This is a genomic window from Cellulomonas sp. APG4, from assembly GCF_009996735.1.
Classification (GTDB): Bacteria; Actinomycetota; Actinomycetes; order Actinomycetales; family Cellulomonadaceae; genus Actinotalea.
Genome location: NZ_JAACYI010000011.1, coordinates 114277 through 132820 on the forward strand (window position 1 = coordinate 114277; position 18544 = coordinate 132820).

18 protein-coding genes, 1 tRNA gene and 1 pseudogene are annotated in these 18544 nt (G+C 73.3%); 9 read left to right on the forward strand and 11 right to left on the reverse strand.

What is annotated here, in order from left to right; all coding sequences use genetic code 11:
- Nucleotides 1-30: 30 nt before the first annotated feature.
- From GXB85_RS10090 to GXB85_RS10105, 4 genes are all read left to right on the forward strand, one after another.
- Nucleotides 31-2409, forward strand: coding sequence for a transglycosylase domain-containing protein (locus GXB85_RS10090; RefSeq protein WP_161917517.1), 2379 nt, complete (start codon nt 31-33; stop codon nt 2407-2409).
- Between the two features lie 3 nt (nt 2410-2412).
- A complete protein-coding gene (locus GXB85_RS10095) occupies nt 2413-3339 on the forward strand; it encodes a metallophosphoesterase (protein ID WP_161917518.1) in 927 nt (308 codons plus the stop codon).
- Nucleotides 3340-3456: 117 nt separating this feature from the next.
- A tRNA-Pro gene (locus GXB85_RS10100) sits at nt 3457-3530 on the forward strand.
- A gap of 143 nt (nt 3531-3673) precedes the next feature.
- Nucleotides 3674-4171 (forward strand): NUDIX domain-containing protein, encoded by a 498-nt coding sequence (locus tag GXB85_RS10105; protein WP_161917519.1) that lies wholly within the window; start codon nt 3674-3676, stop codon nt 4169-4171.
- An 8-nt stretch (nt 4172-4179) separates the two neighbouring features.
- Here GXB85_RS10105 and GXB85_RS10110 read toward each other — a convergent pair whose 3' ends face one another.
- From GXB85_RS10110 to GXB85_RS10140, 7 genes are all read right to left on the reverse strand, one after another.
- Complete coding sequence (locus GXB85_RS10110) at nt 4180-4986, reverse strand: ABC transporter permease (RefSeq protein ID WP_161917520.1); 807 nt, start codon at nt 4984-4986, stop codon at nt 4180-4182.
- Nucleotides 4983-5894, reverse strand: a complete 912-nt coding sequence (locus tag GXB85_RS10115; RefSeq protein ID WP_161917521.1) for an ABC transporter ATP-binding protein — start codon at nt 5892-5894, stop codon at nt 4983-4985. The genes GXB85_RS10110 and GXB85_RS10115 overlap by 4 nt, the downstream gene beginning before the upstream one ends.
- Nucleotides 5895-5989: 95 nt before the next feature.
- Entirely contained in the window at nt 5990-6727 is a 738-nt protein-coding gene (locus tag GXB85_RS10120) for a hypothetical protein (RefSeq protein WP_161917522.1), read from the reverse strand.
- Nucleotides 6724-7611, reverse strand: a complete 888-nt coding sequence (locus tag GXB85_RS10125; protein WP_161917523.1) for an ATP-binding cassette domain-containing protein — start codon at nt 7609-7611, stop codon at nt 6724-6726. Before GXB85_RS10125 ends, GXB85_RS10120 begins: the two co-directional genes overlap by 4 nt.
- Nucleotides 7608-7997: a GntR family transcriptional regulator gene (locus GXB85_RS10130; RefSeq protein WP_161917524.1), complete on the reverse strand. Its 390-nt coding sequence runs from the start codon at nt 7995-7997 to the stop codon at nt 7608-7610. The genes GXB85_RS10125 and GXB85_RS10130 overlap by 4 nt, the downstream gene beginning before the upstream one ends.
- 384 nt (nt 7998-8381) lie before the next feature.
- Nucleotides 8382-9443 carry an aspartate-semialdehyde dehydrogenase gene (locus tag GXB85_RS10135; RefSeq protein WP_161917525.1) on the reverse strand — a complete coding sequence of 354 codons (1062 nt, stop codon included), beginning with the start codon at nt 9441-9443 and terminating at the stop codon, nt 8382-8384.
- The gene (locus tag GXB85_RS10140; RefSeq protein WP_370524141.1) at nt 9440-10720 is read right to left on the reverse strand and encodes an aspartate kinase; all 1281 of its coding nucleotides are present in this window, start codon (nt 10718-10720) and stop codon (nt 9440-9442) included. The genes GXB85_RS10135 and GXB85_RS10140 overlap by 4 nt, the downstream gene beginning before the upstream one ends.
- A 300-nt stretch (nt 10721-11020) precedes the next feature.
- On the opposite strand from GXB85_RS10140, the gene GXB85_RS10145 reads away from it, so the two are divergent.
- The 5 genes from GXB85_RS10145 (at nt 11021) to GXB85_RS18850 (ending at nt 15072) form a co-directional block, all read left to right on the forward strand.
- Nucleotides 11021-11545 (forward strand): SSI family serine proteinase inhibitor, encoded by a 525-nt coding sequence (locus tag GXB85_RS10145; protein ID WP_161917527.1) that lies wholly within the window; start codon nt 11021-11023, stop codon nt 11543-11545.
- Nucleotides 11546-11751: 206 nt separating this feature from the next.
- Nucleotides 11752-12747, forward strand: coding sequence for an ABC transporter ATP-binding protein (locus tag GXB85_RS10150; protein WP_370524142.1), 996 nt, complete (start codon nt 11752-11754; stop codon nt 12745-12747).
- On the forward strand, nt 12744-13928 hold the full coding sequence (locus tag GXB85_RS10155; RefSeq protein ID WP_161917529.1) for an ABC transporter permease: 1185 nt from the start codon (nt 12744-12746) through the stop codon (nt 13926-13928). Before GXB85_RS10150 ends, GXB85_RS10155 begins: the two co-directional genes overlap by 4 nt.
- A gap of 50 nt (nt 13929-13978) precedes the next feature.
- Nucleotides 13979-14560 carry a hypothetical protein gene (locus GXB85_RS10160; RefSeq protein WP_161917530.1) on the forward strand — a complete coding sequence of 194 codons (582 nt, stop codon included), beginning with the start codon at nt 13979-13981 and terminating at the stop codon, nt 14558-14560.
- Complete coding sequence (locus GXB85_RS18850) at nt 14557-15072, forward strand: OmpA family protein (protein ID WP_161917531.1); 516 nt, start codon at nt 14557-14559, stop codon at nt 15070-15072. The genes GXB85_RS10160 and GXB85_RS18850 overlap by 4 nt, the downstream gene beginning before the upstream one ends.
- Before the next feature lie 49 nt (nt 15073-15121).
- Here the strand turns inward: GXB85_RS18850 and GXB85_RS10170 are convergent, their stop codons facing one another.
- The 4 genes and pseudogenes from GXB85_RS10170 to GXB85_RS10185 all read right to left on the reverse strand — a co-directional run.
- Nucleotides 15122-15835, reverse strand: a complete 714-nt coding sequence (locus GXB85_RS10170; RefSeq protein ID WP_370524143.1) for a TSUP family transporter — start codon at nt 15833-15835, stop codon at nt 15122-15124.
- Nucleotides 15836-15912: 77 nt separating this feature from the next.
- The gene (locus GXB85_RS10175; protein WP_370524144.1) at nt 15913-16542 is read right to left on the reverse strand and encodes a DUF5063 domain-containing protein; all 630 of its coding nucleotides are present in this window, start codon (nt 16540-16542) and stop codon (nt 15913-15915) included.
- Nucleotides 16535-17134 carry a recombination mediator RecR gene (gene recR, locus GXB85_RS10180; RefSeq protein ID WP_161917533.1) on the reverse strand — a complete coding sequence of 200 codons (600 nt, stop codon included), beginning with the start codon at nt 17132-17134 and terminating at the stop codon, nt 16535-16537. The genes GXB85_RS10175 and recR overlap by 8 nt, the downstream gene beginning before the upstream one ends.
- A 205-nt stretch (nt 17135-17339) precedes the next feature.
- Nucleotides 17340-18544: pseudogene (locus tag GXB85_RS10185) on the reverse strand (DNA polymerase III subunit gamma and tau); the annotation flags it as partial.

Genomic DNA, 18544 nt, shown 5'->3' on the forward strand with positions numbered 1-18544 from the left:
GCGACGGGGGGCTCACGTACGCTGGGCAGCATGGTGTCCCCTGCCTCCGCACCCGCACGCACCGGGCGCAAGGTCAACGCGTTCCAGGCGCTGGCCCTGCTCGTCGCGTTCGTCCTCGTCTCCGCCCTGGGCGGCGTGCTCACCGCCGGCCTCGTGATGCCCGCCGTGGCGACCACGAGCGCGGTCACCGACACGTCGGTGCGGCTCTTCGACGACCTGCCGTCCGAGCTCGAGCCCCAGCCCCTCTCGCAGCAGTCACGCGTCTGGGCCGCCGACGGCGCGCTGCTCGCGACGTTCTTCTGGGAGAACCGGATCGTCGTCCCCCTCGCGGACATCTCGCAGGAGATGCAGGACGCCGTGGTCGCGACCGAGGACAAGCGCTTCTTCGAGCACGGCGGCGTGGACCTCGCGGGCATGGCACGCGCGCTCGTGCGCAACGCGACGAGCGACGAGACCGAGGGCGGCTCGACCCTCACCCAGCAGTACGTCAAGAACGTGCTCATCGAGGCCGCGCACTCCGAGGGTGACCTCGCGGCCGTCGCCGCCGCGACCGAGTCCGAGGGCACGGCCGGGTACGCGCGCAAGCTCTCCGAGGCGAAGATGGCCATCGCCCTCGAGAAGCGCCTCACCAAGGAGGAGATCCTTGAGGGGTACCTCAACATCGCGCAGTTCGGCCCGTCGGTCTACGGCGTCGAGGCAGCCGCGCAGCACTACTTCTCGAAGTCCGCGAAGGACCTCAACTGGCTCCAGGCGGCGACGATCGCCGGGATCACTCAGAAGCCCAACGAGCACGACCCGGTGAGCAACCCCGAGGTCGCGGAGACGCGGCGCAACACCGTCGCGACCCTGATGCGGGACCAGGGCCTGGTGAGCGAGGAGAACTACCAGGCCGGGATCGCGATCCCGATCGAGGAGACCCTGAGGGTCTCGACGATCGACCCGGGATGTGCCGGCGCCGGTGGGGCCGCCTACTTCTGCGACTACGTGACCGACGTGATCATGAACTCCGAGGAGTTCGGTGCGGACCGCGAGGAGCGGCGCACGCTGCTCTACCGTGGCGGCCTCGACATCTACACGACCATCGACCTCGCCAAGCAGGCCGCCGCAGACAAGGCGCTGCGCGACGTCGTGCCGCAGGACGACGAGTCCGGTCTCGCCAACGCCCTGGTCGCCGTGGAGCCCGGCACCGGCCACATCGTCGCGATGGCTCAGAACCGGACCTTCAACCCGCATCCCGACCCCGAGCCGGGCGAGACCGCCGTGAACTACAGCACGGGCAAGGCGTACGGGGGCTCCAACGGCTTCCAGGTGGGTTCGACGTTCAAGCCCTTCGTGCTCGCCGAGTGGCTGCGGCAGGGCAAGAGCCTCAACACGATCGTGAGCGCCGAGCGCAAGGAGTACAAGGGCGACAGCTGGACGGCGTCGTGCGGCGCGGGACCCTTCGGCGCGCCGTGGCGTCCCGTGAACTTCGACGGTGGCGGCTCGGGCTCGATGTCCGTGCTGCGCGCCACCGCGAACTCGGTCAACACCGCCTACGTCTCGATGCTCCACCAGCTCGACCTCTGCAAGGCTGCCGAGACGGCGAAGACCATCGGCTTCGAGCGCGCCGACGGTCGGGACATGGCGGTGGTCCCGTCCATGGTGCTGGGGTCGAACGAGACCTCACCGCTGATCATGGCGTCGGCCTACGCCACGTTCGCCTCCGGCGGGACGTACTGCGAGCCGATCGCCATCACCCGGGTCACGGACCCGAGCGGGACCGAGCTGCCCGTGCCGCAGGCGAACTGCCGCTCGGCCCTCGACGAGCGCGTCGCGAACACGGTCACCTACGCCCTCACCAAGGTGATGACCGAGGGCTCCGGCCGTGACGCGCAGCTGTCCGGGCGCCCGTCGGCCGGCAAGACCGGCACGACGAACGAGAACTGGCAGACCTGGTTCGTCGGGTACACGCCCCAGCTCGTGAGCGCGGTCTGGACGGGCAACCCGGACCGCAACGTGCCGATGCAGCGCATCACCGTGAACGGTCGCTACCACCGCATCGTCTACGGCAGCGTCCTCGCCGCGCCCGCGTGGGACCGGTTCATGACCGCCGCTCTCGAGGGCGCCCCGGTCGAGCGCTTCCCGGACGCCGACCGGAAGATGCTCTACGGCGATCGGGTGAGCGTGCCGAACGTGGTGGGACGGTCGTTCGGTGACGCCGAGGCGATCCTGCGCGAGGCAGGCTTCCAGGTGACGCGGGGTGGCTCCGCGTGGTCCGACGTCCGCAAGGGCGCGGTCGCGTCGACCAACCCGGGCCCGGGCTCCCGCGTCAACGCGGGCAGCGCGATCCAGCTCGTCGAGTCCCGCGGCCCTGAGCCGAAGCAGGACGACGCGGACGATCGACCCGGTCGCGGCGGGGGCGGGGACTAGCGCGTGGGGGTCGGTCCCGCGGTCACCCGCGGGCTCATCGGCATCGCGGCCGTCGGTGCCCTGGGGCTGACCTGGGCGCTCGCGGAGGCGCGGTCGTACGCGTTGCGACGCGTCGAGGTGCCCGTGCTGCCCGCAGACGCCCGGCCGCTGCGCGTGCTGCACCTGTCGGACCTGCACCTGACGCCGGACCAGGACGACAAGATCGCGTGGGTGCGCTCGCTCGCCGAGCTCGAGCCCGATCTGGTGGTCGACACGGGCGACAACATGGCGCACGTGGACGCCCTGCCGCCGCTGCTGCACGCCCTCGAGCCGCTCATGGAGCGACCCGGCGCCTTCGTGATGGGCTCGAACGACTACTTCGCGCCCGTGCCGAAGAACCCCGCGCGCTACCTGCTGCCCGACGCGCGGCGTCCCCAGGCTGTGCACCACCCACGGCTGCCGGCAGGTGAGCTCGCCGCCGTGCTGCGTGCGGCCGGCTGGAAGGACCTGACGAACCGACGCGACGTGCTGACGGTCGACGGCCGCCGCATCGCGCTGGTCGGGGTGGACGACCCTCACCTGGACCGCGACCGGTTCCCGGGCGAGCCCGCGCATGCGCGCACCGACGAGCTGCGGCTCGGTGTCACCCACGCCCCCTACCGGCGCGTGCTCGACCGGATGCACGCCGACGGGAGCGACCTGGTCCTGGCCGGGCACACCCACGGGGGCCAGCTGTGCGTCCCGCTCTGGGGTGCGCTGGTGACGAACTGCGACCTCGATCCGGGACGCGCCAAGGGGCTGCACGGCTGGCCCGGCGCGCGGCCCGACGAGCGCGATGGTGAGGAGTCGACGTGGCTGCACGTCTCCGCGGGGCTCGGCACCTCGCCCTACGCCCCCGTCCGGTTCGCGTGCCGGCCCGAGGCCACGCTGCTCACGCTCGTCCCGCGCTGACTCGTACCTCCTGCCAGCCCGCGCCTGTCGCGCCCGCACCCGCGCGACGGGACGAGGACCGACCGCGGGTACGCGTTTCGTCCGTACCCGCCCGCTGGGCTATCCTTGCCAGGCCCACGGGGTGTGGCGCAGCTTGGTAGCGCGCTTCGTTCGGGACGAAGAGGTCGCAGGTTCAAATCCTGTCACCCCGACCGTGAGCTGAAGGCCCTGGTCGACGGACACGTCGACCAGGGCCTTCGCCGTCCCCCGGCGGGACCTCGTGACGGAGCGCGGCCACGCCGCGGCCCGGTCGCGTCGGGCGCGCACCGCACGGGGCCGACACTAGGCTCGCGGCATGCCGATCCCCCCGTTCGTGTCCCGGCTCCGCGAGCACGTCGGCACGGACCTCCTGTGGCTCCCGGGGGTCTCGGGAGTAGTGCTCGACGAGGGCGGCCGCGTGCTGCTCGGACGACGCGCCGACAACGGTCGCTGGGCCGTGCTGAGCGGGATCCTCGACCCGGGCGAGCAGCCCGCCGTCGGCCTCGCCCGCGAGGTCCTCGAGGAGAGCGGCGTGCACGTCGAGGTGGTCGCCCTGACCTCGGTGCACACGGGTGAGCCGGTGCAGTACCCGAATGGTGACCGGGCGCAGTACCTCGACCTGTGCTTCTGGTGCCGCCCGCTCGCCGGGGAGGCGCACGTCGCCGACGACGAGTCGCTCGAGATGGGCTGGTTCGCGACCGACGCGCTCCCGTCGGACCTGGTCGAGAGCTCGGCGCAACGCCTCGCCGACACGCTCGCCTACGTGGCCGACCACGCGCGGGGCACCGCGACCACACGGTTCGTCCGCGGCTGAGCCGTCGGTCAGCTCCAGCGGAACAGGCGCGCGGCGAGAGGCACCGCGACGCCCGTCCACACCGCCATGACGACGAGCTCGTGCGCCGGGACGCCGGTCCCGTACCAGCCCTGGGCCATCGCCTGCGACGCGGCACCGATGGGTGTGTAGGCCGAGATGGTGCGCACCACCTCGGGCATGAGCGGCAGGGGCATCCACACGCCGGCGAAGAACATCGACGCGGTCCACGCGATCATGCCCATCGCCGTCGCCGCCCCCGCGGTCGCCGCTCGCGAGGCGATGAGGCAGCCGAGCGCGAGCGCCGCCCCGGCGCCCAGCAGGAAGGCTGCAAGGACCACCCCCGGCTGCGTGGGCAACGAGATGTCGAGCACGACGACGCCCGCGGTCACCGCCAGCACCGACGCGACCGAGAGGCCGCCGAGGGCGACGAGGATCTGCGCGAGCAGGATGCGCGACGGAGGCATCGGCGTGGTCGACAGCCGTCGCAGGACGCCCTTCTCGCGGTACCCGCCGATCGTCGTCGGCATCGTCGACAGCGCGGCGGTGCCCACCGCGAGCGCGAGCACGATCGGCGCATAGCCCGTGATCGCGGTGATCGCCGACAGCTCGGGGCCTTCCCCGAACGGCTCGTCGGCCCACGGCATCAGCAGGCCGAGACCGACGAGAAGCACGGCCGGGAAGAAGATCGTGAAGAAGGCCGTGCCGCCGTCGCGCAGGAGCAGCAGCGCCTCGGTGCGGACCATCCGCCCGAGCGGGTGGCGGCGGGTCGGCGTGCGGGCGCCGGTCCGCACGCGGGACGTGGTCGTCGTGGTCATCGGTCCTCCTCGGTCGCGGTCACCAGGCGGACGAACGCGTCCTCGAGCGACCCGTGGCTGATCTCGAGCTGTTCGGGCCTGACGCCCGCGTGCGTGAGGGCGAGGACGGCGTCGACCGCGTGGTCGCCGCGCGTGCGCACCACGTGGGCGAGGCCGTCGCTGCGCACCTCGTCAACACCTGGCACCACCCGCAGCACGCCGTCGGGCAGCGGAACGGACGTGCGGAAGCGCAGGGTCTGGCCGCCGCTCCCGGCGAGGGCGGCGGGCGTGCCCTCGGCGACCACGCGGCCCCGGTCGATCACGACCACCCGGTCGCACAGGCGTTCGGCCTCCTCGAGGAAGTGCGTGACGAGGACGATCGTCACGCCGCGGTCCCGGATCCGCTCGATCACGGACCAGGTGTCGCGGCGAGCCTGCGGGTCGAGGCCCGTGGTGAGCTCGTCGAGCACGGCGACCTGCGGGTTCCCCACGAGCGCGAGCGCCACCGAGAGGCGCTGCTTCTGCCCTCCCGAGAGGCGCCGGAACTGCGTGCTCCGCTTGTCCGCCAGGCCCAGGTCGGTCAGGAGCTCGTCAGCGTCCGCCGGGGAGTCGTAGAACGACGCGTAGAGGGCCATCGCCTCGTCGACCCGCATCCGTCCGGGCAGCTCGCTCTCCTGGAGCTGCATGCCGAGCGCCTCGCGCAGCTGTGCGGTCTCGCGCTGCGGGTCGAGCCCGAGCACGCTCACCCGGCCGGCGTCGGGGGCGCGCAGACCCGCGAGGCACTCGACGGTCGTCGTCTTGCCCGCGCCGTTGGGCCCGAGGACGCCGAGCACCTCGCCGCGTGCCACGGTCAGGCTCACGTCGGCGACCGCCGTCGTGGCGCCGTACGTCTTGCGGAGGTTCTCGACCTCGATCACAGGTGCGTCCATGGCTGTCTCCAGGGCAGGGGAAGGGAAGCCCTCGGCCGGGCCGACGGCGTGACGGTGCGGCCGGTACCCCGGCCGGGTGCGGGCGTGAGCCCGGGTCAGGTGCTGATCTGCTTGAGCTGCGTGCGGACGAGCAGGAGGTGGTACGCGAGCGCGGCGAGCGCGATGATCCCGGCGGCGATCGGCACGCGGGCGAGCGTGCTCATGGGGTCGAGCAGGTCGGTGGTCAGCAGCCCCATCGAGACGAGCAGGGGCCCCACGGTGAGCGGGAGCGCGAGCGTCCCCCACCAGCCGCCGACGCGGTAGTACGCCAGGCCGACGAGCAGCCCGGACACCTGGGCCGCGATGAAGGCCAGCCCCAGGTCGGTCACCATCCACCCCACCTGGCTCGTGTCCTCGAAGACCGGCGCGGACTCGGTGAGCTGCTGGGTCCATCCGCGCGCCCCGTACACCGCACGCTCGATCTGGAGCGCGCCGGTCATGACGAGCGCGTAGGCCAGCCCGGTCACCACCCCGGTCAGCAGCGACGCCGCCGAGAGCACGCGTCGGGTGGCGCCCGCCGCCACGTGCACGTTGAGGAACGCGGTGGTCGTGACGATCGCCATCGAGAACGGGAACCAGATGAACGCCTGGCGGGCGAACTGGACGATGGAGATGTCGACCTCGGCGTAGTGGTTGACCGTCGCCGTGGCCGAGGGGACCACGACGGCGAGGATGCCCGTGGTCCACAGCAGGCCCTGCAGGTGCTGGCGCAGCAGCCAGCGCATCGTGTGCCGCACCGGGCGGGTGGCCCGCACGGGCGCCGTCGTCGTCGCGGCGGTGGCGGTCGCGCTCATCGGGTGGCCCCCTCGGTGGTGCGCTCGGTGAGGTGGACGAACAGGCTCTGCAGGTCGACCGGCCCCGTCTCGAGGCCCAGGCGCTCGGCCTGCGTGCGCTCCTCGGTGGAGAGCGCGCCGTCGAGCATCACCTGGGTGGTGCGGCCCAGGTGCTGGCGGCGCAGCACGGTGCGGCCCTCGACGAGCTGCTCGACGGCGTCGCGCGGTCCCGTGATGCTCACGCCGCGCGCCCTCAGGGACTCGGCCTCTTCCGAGAGCAGCACCCTGCCGTGGTCGAGGATCACGACGCCCTCGAGCAGCCGCTGCACCTCGTCGATCAGGTGGCTCGACAGCACGATGGTGCGGGGGTGCTCGACGTAGTCGGCCATGAGGGCGTCGTAGAACGCGAAGCGCGAGGGTGCGTCCATGCCCAGGTGCACCTCGTCGAAGATGGTCAGCTCGGCACGGGACGCGAGCCCGACGACGACCCCGAAGGCCGACTTCTTGCCGCGCGAGAGCTTGCTCGGCTTGCGGGCCGGGTCGAGCTCGAACGTGTCCATGAGCCGCCCGGCGAGCTCGCGGTCGAAGTGCGGCCGGATGCCCTCGTAGTACGCGAGGTTGTCGCGCATGCGCAGGTCGGTGAGCACGTCGCCGCTCTCGCGCACGAGGCACACGCCCTGGGTGACGCGCGGGTTCTCCCACGGGTCCTCGCCGTCGACGAGCACCCGGCCCTCGCTCGGCCGGCGGAACGCGGCGAGGGTCTGCAGCAGCGTCGTCTTGCCCGAGCCGTTGCGGCCGAGCAGACCGTGCACGGTGCCGGGCGCGAGCTCGAGCGTCACGTCCTCGAGCGCCGTCGTGCGGCCGTAGCGGACCGTGAGGCCCTCGGCGCGGACCGCGAAGCTCATGACCTCTCCTCCCCGTGCGCGGCCGCTCGGGCCGCCTCGACCTCGTGCAGACGGGCGACCACCTGGGCGATCGGGATGCCCAGCACCTGCGCCTCGGTTGCGACGGGATCGACGACCTCGGCGAAGAAGCGCTCGCGGCGCGCGGCGAGAAGCTGGTCGCGCGCACCGTCGCTCACGAACATCCCGATGCCGCGCCGCTTGTGCAGCACGCCCTCGTCGACGAGCTCGGCGAAGGCCTTCGCGGCCGTCGCCGGGTTGATCCGGTACGTCGTCGCGTACTGGGTCGTGGACTTCACCTGGTCCCCCTCCTGGAGACTCCCGTCGAGCACCTCGGCCCGGATGCGGTCGGCGATCTGGAGGTAGATCGGCTCACGTCCGTCGAACACCCGTCACCACCTTGTTGGTTCGTTACTCGACTAATGAACCACAGAAGGCCGCCGGCCACAACCCCTCGCCCCGCCCGCCCGCCGAGATCGGGCTTCCCGTCGCTTTCCGCGGCCGCAGAGCGACAGAAGGGCCGATCTCGGTGGGGTGGAGGCGCGGGTGGGGTGGAGGCGCCGGTGGGGCGTGCGGCGCGAGGGCACGCAGCGGGCGCGGATGGGCCTTGGCGGGTGCGGGTGGGTGCGGCTGGGGGCTTGGCGGAGGCGCGTGGGTTCGGGTCGGAGCAGGGCAGACGCGGCGAGGGCCCGGACGGCGTGCGTCCGGGCCCTCGTCCGGGTGCTGGTGAGCTGGGCGCTGGTGAGCTGGGCGGCTGGGGACCGGCCGGCGGGTCAGGCGGGGGCGAGGCGCTTGGCCGCGACGAGCTCGGCGATCTGGACGGCGTTGAGGGCCGCCCCCTTGCGCAGGTTGTCACCGCTCACGAAGAGCGCGAGGCCACGGCCGCCGGGAACGCCGTCGTCCTGGCGGATGCGGCCCACGTAGCTCGGGTCCTGACCCGCGGCCTGGAGCGGGGTCGGGATGTCGCTCAGCTCGACCCCGGGGGCCGCGGCGAGCAGCTCGGTCGCGCGCTCGACCGAGAGCGGGCGCGCGAACTCGGCGTTGATCGACAGCGAGTGACCCGTGAACACCGGGACGCGCACGCACGTGCCCGAGACCCGGAGCTCGGGGATGTCGAGGATCTTGCGGCTCTCGTGGCGCAGCTTCTGCTCCTCGTCGGTCTCGAACGAGCCGTCGTCGACGATCGAACCGGCCATCGCGAGCACGTTGAACGCGATCGGGCGCGCGTAGATCGACGGCTCGGGGAGGTCGATCGCTGCGCCGTCGTGCGTGAGCGCGGCGACGTCCGCCCCCTCGAGCGCGCGCACCTGCGACTCGAGCTCGGCGACGCCCTTGAGCCCACCACCCGAGACCGCCTGGTACGTCGAGACCACCAGACGCTCGAGCCCGGCCTCGTCGTGCAGCGGCTTGAGCACCGGCATCGCGGCCATCGTGGTGCAGTTCGGGTTGGCGATGATGCCCTTGACCGCATCGTCCACGGCCCCGGGGTTGACCTCGCTGACCACGAGCGGCACCTCGGGATCGCGACGCCACGCGGAGGAGTTGTCGATCACGAGCGCGCCGGCGGCCGCGAACCGCGGAGCCAGCGCCTTGGAGGTCGCACCACCCGCCGAGAAGAGCGCGATGTCGAGCCCCGCGAGGTCCGCCGTCTCGGCGTCCTCGACCAGCACCTCGGTCCCGCGCCACGGAAGGGTCGAACCCGCCGAGCGGGCCGAGGCGAAGAACCGGATCGTGGCGACGGGGAAGTCGCGCTCCTCGAGCAGCCGGCGCATCACGGCGCCCACCTGGCCCGTGGCGCCGACGACGCCGACGTTCAGCCCCTGCTGCGCGCTCATCGGCCCGTCCCTCCGTAGACCACGGCCTCGCCCTCGCTCGAGTCCAGCCCGAACGCCGTGTGCACCGCGCGCACGGCGTCGTCGAGCTGGTCGGCACGCGTGACCACCGACACCCGGATCTCCGACGTCGAGATCATCTCGATGTTGATGCCGGCGTCGCGCAGCGCCGCGAACAGCCGTGCCGAGACACCCGGGTGGGACTTCATCCCGGCACCCACGAGGGAGAGCTTGCCGATCGTGTCGTCGAACTGCAGCGACTCGAAGCCCACCTGCTCCTGCACGGCCTTGAGGGCCGCCGTCGCGCGCGGGCCGTCGACGGCCGGCAGCGTGAACGAGATGTCGGTGAGCCCGGTCTGGGCCACGGACACGTTCTGGACGATCATGTCGATGTTGACCTCGGCCGCGGCGACGGTCTCGAAGATCTGCGCCGCGGTCCCGGGCACGTCGGGCACGCCCACCACGGTGACCTTGGCCTCGCTCCTGTCGTGCGCGACGCCCGAGATGATCGGTTGCTCCATGTGTCCCTCTCCCTCTGCCACGGCGGGCTCGTCGGTGACGAGCGTGCCCTCACGCCCCGAGAACGACGAGCGCACGTGGATCGTGACCTCGTTGCGACGGGCGTACTCGACGCAACGGAGCATGAGCACCTTGGCCCCGCTCGCCGCCAGGTCGAGCATCTCCTCGTAGGTGACGCGATCGAGCTTGCGCGCGCTCGGCACGATCCGGGGGTCTGCCGTGAACACGCCGTCGACGTCGGTGTAGATCTCGCAGACGTCCGCGTCGAGCGCCGCCGCGAGCGCGACCGCCGTCGTGTCCGAGCCGCCGCGGCCCAGCGTCGTGACGTCGTTGGTGTGCTCGGTGACGCCCTGGAAGCCGGCGACGATCGCGACGTTGCCCGCATCGAGCGCCTGACGGATGCGGCTCGCCTTGACGTCGATGATGCGCGCGCGGCCGTGCGAGTCGTCCGTGATGACGCCGGCCTGCTGCCCCGTGAACGACTGCGCCTCGACGCCCAGGTTCGCGATCGCCATCGCGAGCAGGCTCATCGAGATGCGCTCACCCGCGGTGAGCAGGATGTCCATCTCGCGCGACGGGGGCAGCGGCGTGATGTCGTTCGCGAGGTCGATGAGCTCGTCGGTCGTGTCGCCCATGGCCGAGACGACGACGACGACGTCGTCCCCCGCGCGCCGTGCCTCGGTGATCCGCTTCGCGACGCGCTTGATGCTCTCGGCGTCGGCGACGGACGAACCCCCGTACTTCTGCACGATCAGGCCCACGATGAGCGCTCCGGTGGTGTGTGGGTGCGGACGGACACTTGCTGACGGACGCGCCGTTGCGCCGGGCCCTGCGAGCATAATCGCGGCTCACACTTCGGACATCGACCTTTCCACCATGCGAACGAGCCGACGAGCCGCGACGCCGCAGGCGACTCCCCGCGACCGGGGAGCCCGTCGCCTGCGGCCCTGCAAGCCCGGGCCCGGTGACAACATGGAGCGGGTAGAGGTCCCGTCCGGCGGTCCGGCCACCAACGGCCGCCGGGCGGACCTCGTCCAGCGGCGACCGGCGGGGGTGGGGCCATGCGTGCACGACGAGGCCGGGGAGCGCTCACCCTCGTGGCGCTGCTCGCGTTGGTGGGCTGCGCGACGCCGAGCGAGCCGGGCGGCACGACGACGCCGGACGCCCCGGTCCTGGATCCCGACTCGCCCACGACCGACGACGACGCGCCGGACGACAGCCCGGCGCCCTCTCCCACGCCGCCCACCTCGCCCGCGGCGCTGCCCGCCGAGCTCACGGTCACGCTCGATGAGACCGGCGAGGGCGAGACCCGCACGTGGACGCTCACGTGCGCGCCCGCGGGCGGCGACCACCCCGATCCTGAGGCCGCGTGCGAGGCGCTCGCGCGGGGCGGCCTCGACGCGTTCGAGCCGACGCCACGGGACGTCGCCTGCACCGAGCAGTGGGGCGGCCCGCAGCGCGCGACCGTGACCGGCACCGTCGACGGCACGCGGGTCGACGCGGAGTTCTCGCGCATCAACGGCTGCGAGATCAGCCGATGGGAGACGCTCGCGCCGCTGCTGGGCTCGACGGGCGGCCTCCTCTAGGTGTGAGCACGGCGACCGGCAGTCTGCACAGCATCTCCGCGAGTCGCGCGGCTGATCATCGTCGCGAGCACCCCCGGCGGCCCTAGGTTCGAGCCATGTCGACCTCGGACGACCGGACACCGCCAGCCGAACCCGACGCGACGGCGGCGCCGTCCGTGCCCGCGCCGCCGCCCGCCGACCCGTCGCCGCCCACGACGAGACCGCCCGTGACGGTGCCGCCCACGTCGTCGTCACCTGCCCACGGGGGGATCGTCGCGCGTGGCGTGCGGCGCTCGTTCGGCGCGGTGCACGCCGTCGCCGGTGTCGACCTCGACGTGCGACCCGGCGCGGTGACCGCGCTCGTGGGGCCCAACGGCTCGGGGAAGACGACGCTGCTGCTCGTGCTCGCGGGACTGCTGGTCCCCGATGCGGGGACGGTGAGCGTCGCGGGCCACGACCCGACGGCCGGCCCCGCGGCCCGCGCCGTCACCGGGTGGATGCCGGACTCGTTCGGCACGTGGGACTCGCTGACCGCACGCGAGGTGCTCACGACCGTGGGGGCGGCCTACCGTCTGACTCCCGAGCACGCCGAGCACCGTGCGGCCGAGCTGCTCGACCTCGTCCACCTGCGCGAGCTCGCCGACAGCCCCGCGCACGTGCTCTCGCGCGGGCAGAAGCAGCGGCTGGGCCTGGCCCGCGCCCTCGTCCACGACCCGCAGGTGCTGCTGCTCGACGAGCCGGCCTCGGGCCTCGACCCGCGCTCGCGGGTCGACCTGCGCGAGCTGCTGCGCGAGCTCGCCGCTCGCGGGCGCACGGTGCTGGTCTCGAGCCACGTGCTCGTCGAGCTCGACGAGATGGCCGACGACGCCGTCTTCATCTCCCAGGGCCGCACGGTCGCCGCGCAGGAGGTCGCCGCCGTCGCGACGCAGTGGCGCCCCTGGCGGCTGCGGACGCTCGACCTGGACGCGCTGGTGCGCTGGCTCGAGGCCGCGCACGTGCCGTGGCAGCCCGAGCCCGGCGCCCCGCCGGTCGGCGACTTCTCACCGCCCGACGAGGTGCGGCCCGCCCGCCCCGGAGGCGTCGTCGTGCAGCTCGACACCGAGGCGACCGCCGCCGCCCTGCTGCGCGACGCCGTCGGAGCGGGCGTGCCGATCGCCTCGCTCGCGCCCGCGAGCGGCGCGCTCGAGTCCGCGTACCTGGCCCTCGAGGAGGAGCGTCGATGAGCACCGAGACCCAGCCCTCGTCCGTCGACCCGACCGGCTCCGCCGCGACGTCGTCGGGCCCGCGCCCGCACGGGAGCACGTGGTCGGTCACGTGGCACGGCGTGCGCACGGTCGCCCGGCTCGAGCTTCGCCAGCGCGTGCGCTCGACGCGCTGGATCGTCTCGCTGGTCGTGTTCGGCGTGCTCGTGGGCCTGGTCACCACGCTCACCTGGGCGTTCACGCGCAGCATGGGCAGCGACATGATCTACGGCGGCATGAGCGGCGTCGTCGGGCCCACGATGTTCGGCTTCATCGTGTTCTTCGTGCTGTTCCTGGGCCTGCTCGTCTCGCCCACGCTCTCGGCGACCGCCGTGAACGGTGACCGCAACGCGGGCACGCTCGCGACGCTGCAGATCACGCTGCTGAGCGCGACCGAGATCGTGCTCGGCAAGCTCCTCGCCTCGTGGGTGGCCTCGCTCGCGTTCCTCGCGGTCTCGCTGCCGTTCATCGCGTGGGCCTTCCTCGCGGGCGGCAACAACCCCGCGGCCGTGGTCGTGACGGTGCTGCTGCTCGCGGCGCTGCTCGCCGTGGTGTGCGGGATCGGTCTCGGCTTCTCGGCCCTCACCACGCGGACGGCGGGCTCCGCCGTGCTCACCTACGTGAGCGTCGCGAGCCTCACGGTGCTGAGCCTCGTCGTCTTCGGCCTCAGCGTGCCGCTGGTCAGCGGGGACGAGGAGGTGCGCGTCTACGAGGCCGACTGGTCGAGCGCGCCCGACGCCGACCCGGAGACCGGTTGGGGGGACGACCCCGAGTGCGAGTGGACCGAGCGCACCCAGTACGTGGTGCACACCGAGCGCACGTGGTGGCTGCTCGCGATCAACCCTTTCGTGGTGGTCGCGGACGCCGCCCCGCCCGCGGTCAACGACGACAACCGGTTCGTGGTGTTCGACCCGCTGGCCGCGATCCGCGAGGGCGTGCGGACCGCACGTCAGGGACCGCCCGCCGAGTACGACTACTGCTGGCAGGAGATGTCGTCGGACGAGCAGGCGGGGATCACCGCCTTCGACACCCACGACGGACCGCCCGTGTGGCCGTGGGGGCTCGCCGCGAACCTGCTGCTGGGTGCGGGCGGGGTTCTGCTCGCGATCCGTCGGCTCCAGATCCCCTACCGCAACCTGCCCAAGGGCACCCGCGTCGCCTGAGGTGCGGGCTCGCGAGCACGGTGCGTGCCGTCGTGGCACACTCACGGACCATGATCGCCCGAACTCACCGCGCGGCTGCCGCGGGCGTGGCCCTGTCGCTCGCCCTGCTCGTGACCGGCTGCACCGCCTCGCAGCCCGACGACGCGGACCCGACGACGCCCTCCCCGGAGGCCTCGGAGCCCGCCGGCGCCGAGGACGAGGCGGGTGACGAGACGTCGGACGACGCCCCTGAGCTCGCCACCGCGACCGCGACGCTCGAGAACGGCACGGTCGACGTCGTCGTCCGCTCGCTCGAGGCCGACGAGAACGGGACGACGATGACGCTGCGCGTCGCGTTCGTCCCGCACCTCGACGGTGAGGAGGGTGCGAGCTACACGCTGTCGGAGATCAACGGCTTCTTCTTCCTGCACCCCGTGCTGCTCGACCGGCAGAACCTCAAGCGGTATAGCGTGATCACGGGCGAGGGCACCCAGGACTGGCTCACCAACGCCGACGCCGAGACCACGGACGGCGAGCCGCTCGAGTCCTGGTTCGTCTACGCCGCGCCCGAGGACCCCATCGACACGATCACGTTCACGATCGACGAGTGGGGCGTCGAGATCCCCGACATCCCGGTCGAGGCGGCGCCGTGAGGGTCGTCATGGTCGGCGTTCTCGTGGGCGTGCTGGCTGCGGGCGGCTACGTCGAGCGCGACGACGCGCCCGAGCCGAGTGCGGAGAGGATCGAGCGTTCGGTGAACACGTACTCGGTCGAGGGCTCCGTCGAGCTGCTGGTCCAGGAGCCCGAGGACGACGGCGTGGGCCTCACGATCGGCTCGGACGTGATGTTCGCCTACGGCTCGGCCGAGCTCGACGACGCCGCCCGGGGAGCGCTCGACGCCCTGATCGACGAGCTGCCCGACGGCGCCGTCCTCGAGGTGGGCGGCCACACGGACTCGCGCGGAGGTGACGAGGTCAATGTCCCGCTCTCGCAGGCCCGGGCCGACGCCGTCGCGGCGGCGATCACGGACCGTCGCCCCGACACCCGGGTGACCGCGACGGGGTACGCGTCGACCCAGCCGCTCGCGGACGAGTACCCGGGCGGGAAGCCCGACCCGGCCGCCATGGCGCAGAACCGGCGCGTCGAGATCCGCGTCGCAGACTGACCCCGCGCCCGGGCCGGTGCAGGGCGGGCACAGGGCCAGGGCAGGCGGGTCAGCCGGGCGTGAGGACGTCCCATGCGAGCGTCACGACGAGACCACCGACGACGACGAGGAAGACGGCGCGCACGAACCCGCTCCCCCGGGCGACGGCCATGCGCGCGCCCAGGTAGGCCCCGCAGATGTTGCCCGCGCCCATGATCACGCCGAGCAGCCAGAGCGGGGCGCCCTGGAGGGCGAAGACGACGAGGGCACCGATGTTGGTGAGTGCGTTGATGATCTTGGCGTGCGCGGAGGCCTGGAGGAACCCGTAGCCGAGCACCGCGACGAGGCCGATGACGAGGAAGGTGCCGGTGCCCGGGCCGACGAGGCCGTCGTAGAAGCCGATGCCCACGCCGAGGGCCGCGGCCACCACGAGGTGCCGGCGCCCGGTCCAGCGCAGCTCGTCGGCCCGGCCGAGCTGCGGCCGCGCGACGGTCCAGATCGCGACGCCCACGAGGGCGACGAGCACGATCGGCTCGATCACCTCACCCGGGAGCCACGCGGCGAGCGCGGCGCCTCCCCCGCCACCGAGGAGGGCCGCCACGGCCATGGGTCCCGCGGTGCGCAGGTCGGGCTGCACGCGGCGGTAGAAGGTCGCGGCACTCACGCTGGTGCCCATGAAGCCCGCGACCTTGTTGGTCGCGAGGGCCTGCACGGGGGCGATCCCGGGTACCAGGAGCAGGGCGGGCAGCTGGATGAGCCCACCCCCGCCGACGACGGCGTCCACCCAGCCCGCCACGAAGGCGGCGAGCAGCAGCAGGACGAGGGTCGACGTCGGGAGGTCGACGCCCTCGACGAGTCCGCTCAGGGGTGCAGGGCCTGGAACTCGGCGTCCGCGGCGACGTCGTCGTCCACGTCCAGACGCAGGTGCGCGAGCACGGTCTGCAGCACCCGCAGCACGGCGGACCCTCGCTCACCCCAGTTGGACAGGTACGAGAACTGCCACCACCACAGGGCCTCGAGCACCTGGCCGGCGTCGTGGTGACGCTGGCCCTGGGACAGCGCGCCGACGATGAGCAGCAGGTCGGCTGAGATGGTCGAGCTGACGACCTCGCCGCCGAGCACCGGGTCGTCGACCTCGGTGTACTCGTCGAGGCCGTCGAGCACGTTCTCGAGCGCCGCGCGCAGGGGGTCAAGGTCGACGTCCGGGCCGACGTCGGGCTCGAAGCGCTCGGCCGGGACGACGTCGACCATCGCGCCCAGGCGGGCACCCGCCGCGAGCACGTCGGAGACCGCGAGCAGCAGCAGCGGGATCGCCACCTCGGGGTTCGCGCCGGCGGCGACCTCGGTGATGGTCGTGGTGAAGCGACGGGCCTCCGCCGAGACGGACGCGGCGACCTCGAGCAGGTCCGCCGGCGCGGCGGCCGGGTGGTCGGCGCGCACGTCGGGCGACGTGGCGCTCGGCTGGGTGGGGATCTCCGGCGTGTCAGGCACTGATCTGCCTCCGTCCTTCGAAGGCCCGCCCGAGCGTGACCTCATCGGCGTACTCCAGGTCCCCGCCCACGGGCAGACCCGAGGCCAGGCGCGAGACGCGCAGGCCCATGGGGACGAGCATGCGGGCGAGATAGGTGGCGGTCGCCTCGCCCTCGACGTTCGGGTCGGTCGCGAGGATCACCTCGGTGACCTTCCCGTCCGCGAGGCGACCCATGAGCTCGGAGATGCGCAGGTCGTCCGGGCCCACGTTGTCGATCGGGTTGATGGCTCCGCCGAGCACGTGGTACTTCCCGCGGAACTCGCGCGTGCGCTCGATCGCGACGACGTCCTTGGGCTCTTCGACCACGCAGATCGTGTCTTCTGAGCGGCGCGGGTCGCGGCAGACCCGGCACAGCTCCTCCTGGGAGACGTTGCCGCACACGGTGCAGAACTGGACGCGTGCCTTGACCTCCGTCAGGGCGTCGACGAGGCGACGCACGTCTGCCGGGTCTGCCGCGAGCAGGTGGAACGCGATGCGCTGGGCGCTCTTGGGACCGACCCCGGGCAACCGCCCGAGCTCGTCGATCAGGTCCTGGACCGCGCCCTCGTACACCCCGCCAGCCTACGGGGTGCCCGCGACACCGGGCGAAGTCCCACGCTGACCCGCCCCACGGGGTCCCCGCCCCTCGCCCGCCGCGCGAGGCCGTACATCTGCAGCGAGGGCGTACCCGCGGATGTACGCCTTCGCGGCGGATGTACGCCCTCGTCGAGGCGGTTGGGCGGGAGCTGCCCGATCCCGCTGCGCGAGGGTGCGGGCGTCAGCGCGGGGCTTCGTCCTCGGGGATCTCGTCGATCACGGTGCCGCCGAGCATCTGCGCGACGAGCGGGGCGCCGACGAGGCCCGAGGCCGTGACGTCCGGGTCGTCCGGGCTCGTGTCGTCCTCGTCGACCCTGCTGGGCGCGGGACGTCGCTCCCTGACGTGGGGGCGCGTGCCCGGGGCGACGCGCAGGCCCGGCGGGCGCGACGCGCCACCGGAACGCTGAGCAGGGGCGTCGCGCGGTGGTGGAGGTGGACCCGGGTCGTCCTCGGGAGGTGGCTCCATGTCCCACGGCGGGTCGTCGTCGGACGGCCCGGACCCGCGCGCCTGCTCGGGCGCGCGCGAGGGCGGTGCCACGGGCCCGCCGGCCGCGCGACCCTGGCCGCCATCCCCGGACGACGGCGACGACGGTCCGCGGCGCCCGGCGGTGGGACCGGCCGCGCCCGCTGCTGCGGACGGACCTGCCGGACGTGCGGCCGGGGTCACCGACCACGACGCCTCGGCCTCGGCCGAGCTCATGGTGCCCTCGGACCGCGTCGGCCGTGCCTTCTCGGTGGTCGGCACCGGGGGCGTGGCGCTCGCCGCGGGGGCCGAACCCGTGCCCAGCCCGGCCTCGACCCGCACGTCCAGGCCGAGGGTCTCGTGCAGGGCGCGCCGCACGTTGTCCGCGTGCGGACCCTGCCGGAACGTCGTCGCGAGCTGGGGCGTCGAGAACGCGAGCACGAGCACCTCGGCGGAGACCTCGCCGACGTGCGCGTTCTGGCTCACGAGCACCCACGTCGCCATGCGTAGGCCGCGCAGGGTCTGGAGCACCTCGGGCCAGCGGCGGCGCACCGTCTCTGCGTCGAGCCCGCCGCCGGGAGCAGGCACGACGGCCACGACGGGCGCGGCACCCGCAGGGTCGACCGCGGGCGCCGCCACCGGGGTCCCACCGGGCGCCGCGTCGGCCGAGCTCGGGTCGTCAGGAGCGGCATCCGCCGGGCCGCCCGGCGAGGACGAGACGGCCTCGGTCTCACCGGCGGGCGCCGGACGACCGGCCGATGTGGCCTCACCGGCCGCGCCGGATGGGGCCCCTGCCGGGCCCGACTCGGACGAGACCTGCGGAGCCGTGGGCTGCGGAGCCGTGGGCTGCGGGGCGGACGGCGCGTCGGCGGCCGGGGCAGCAGCCGCCGGCGCACCCGAGCCCGCCGCCGGCGCCGGCGCCG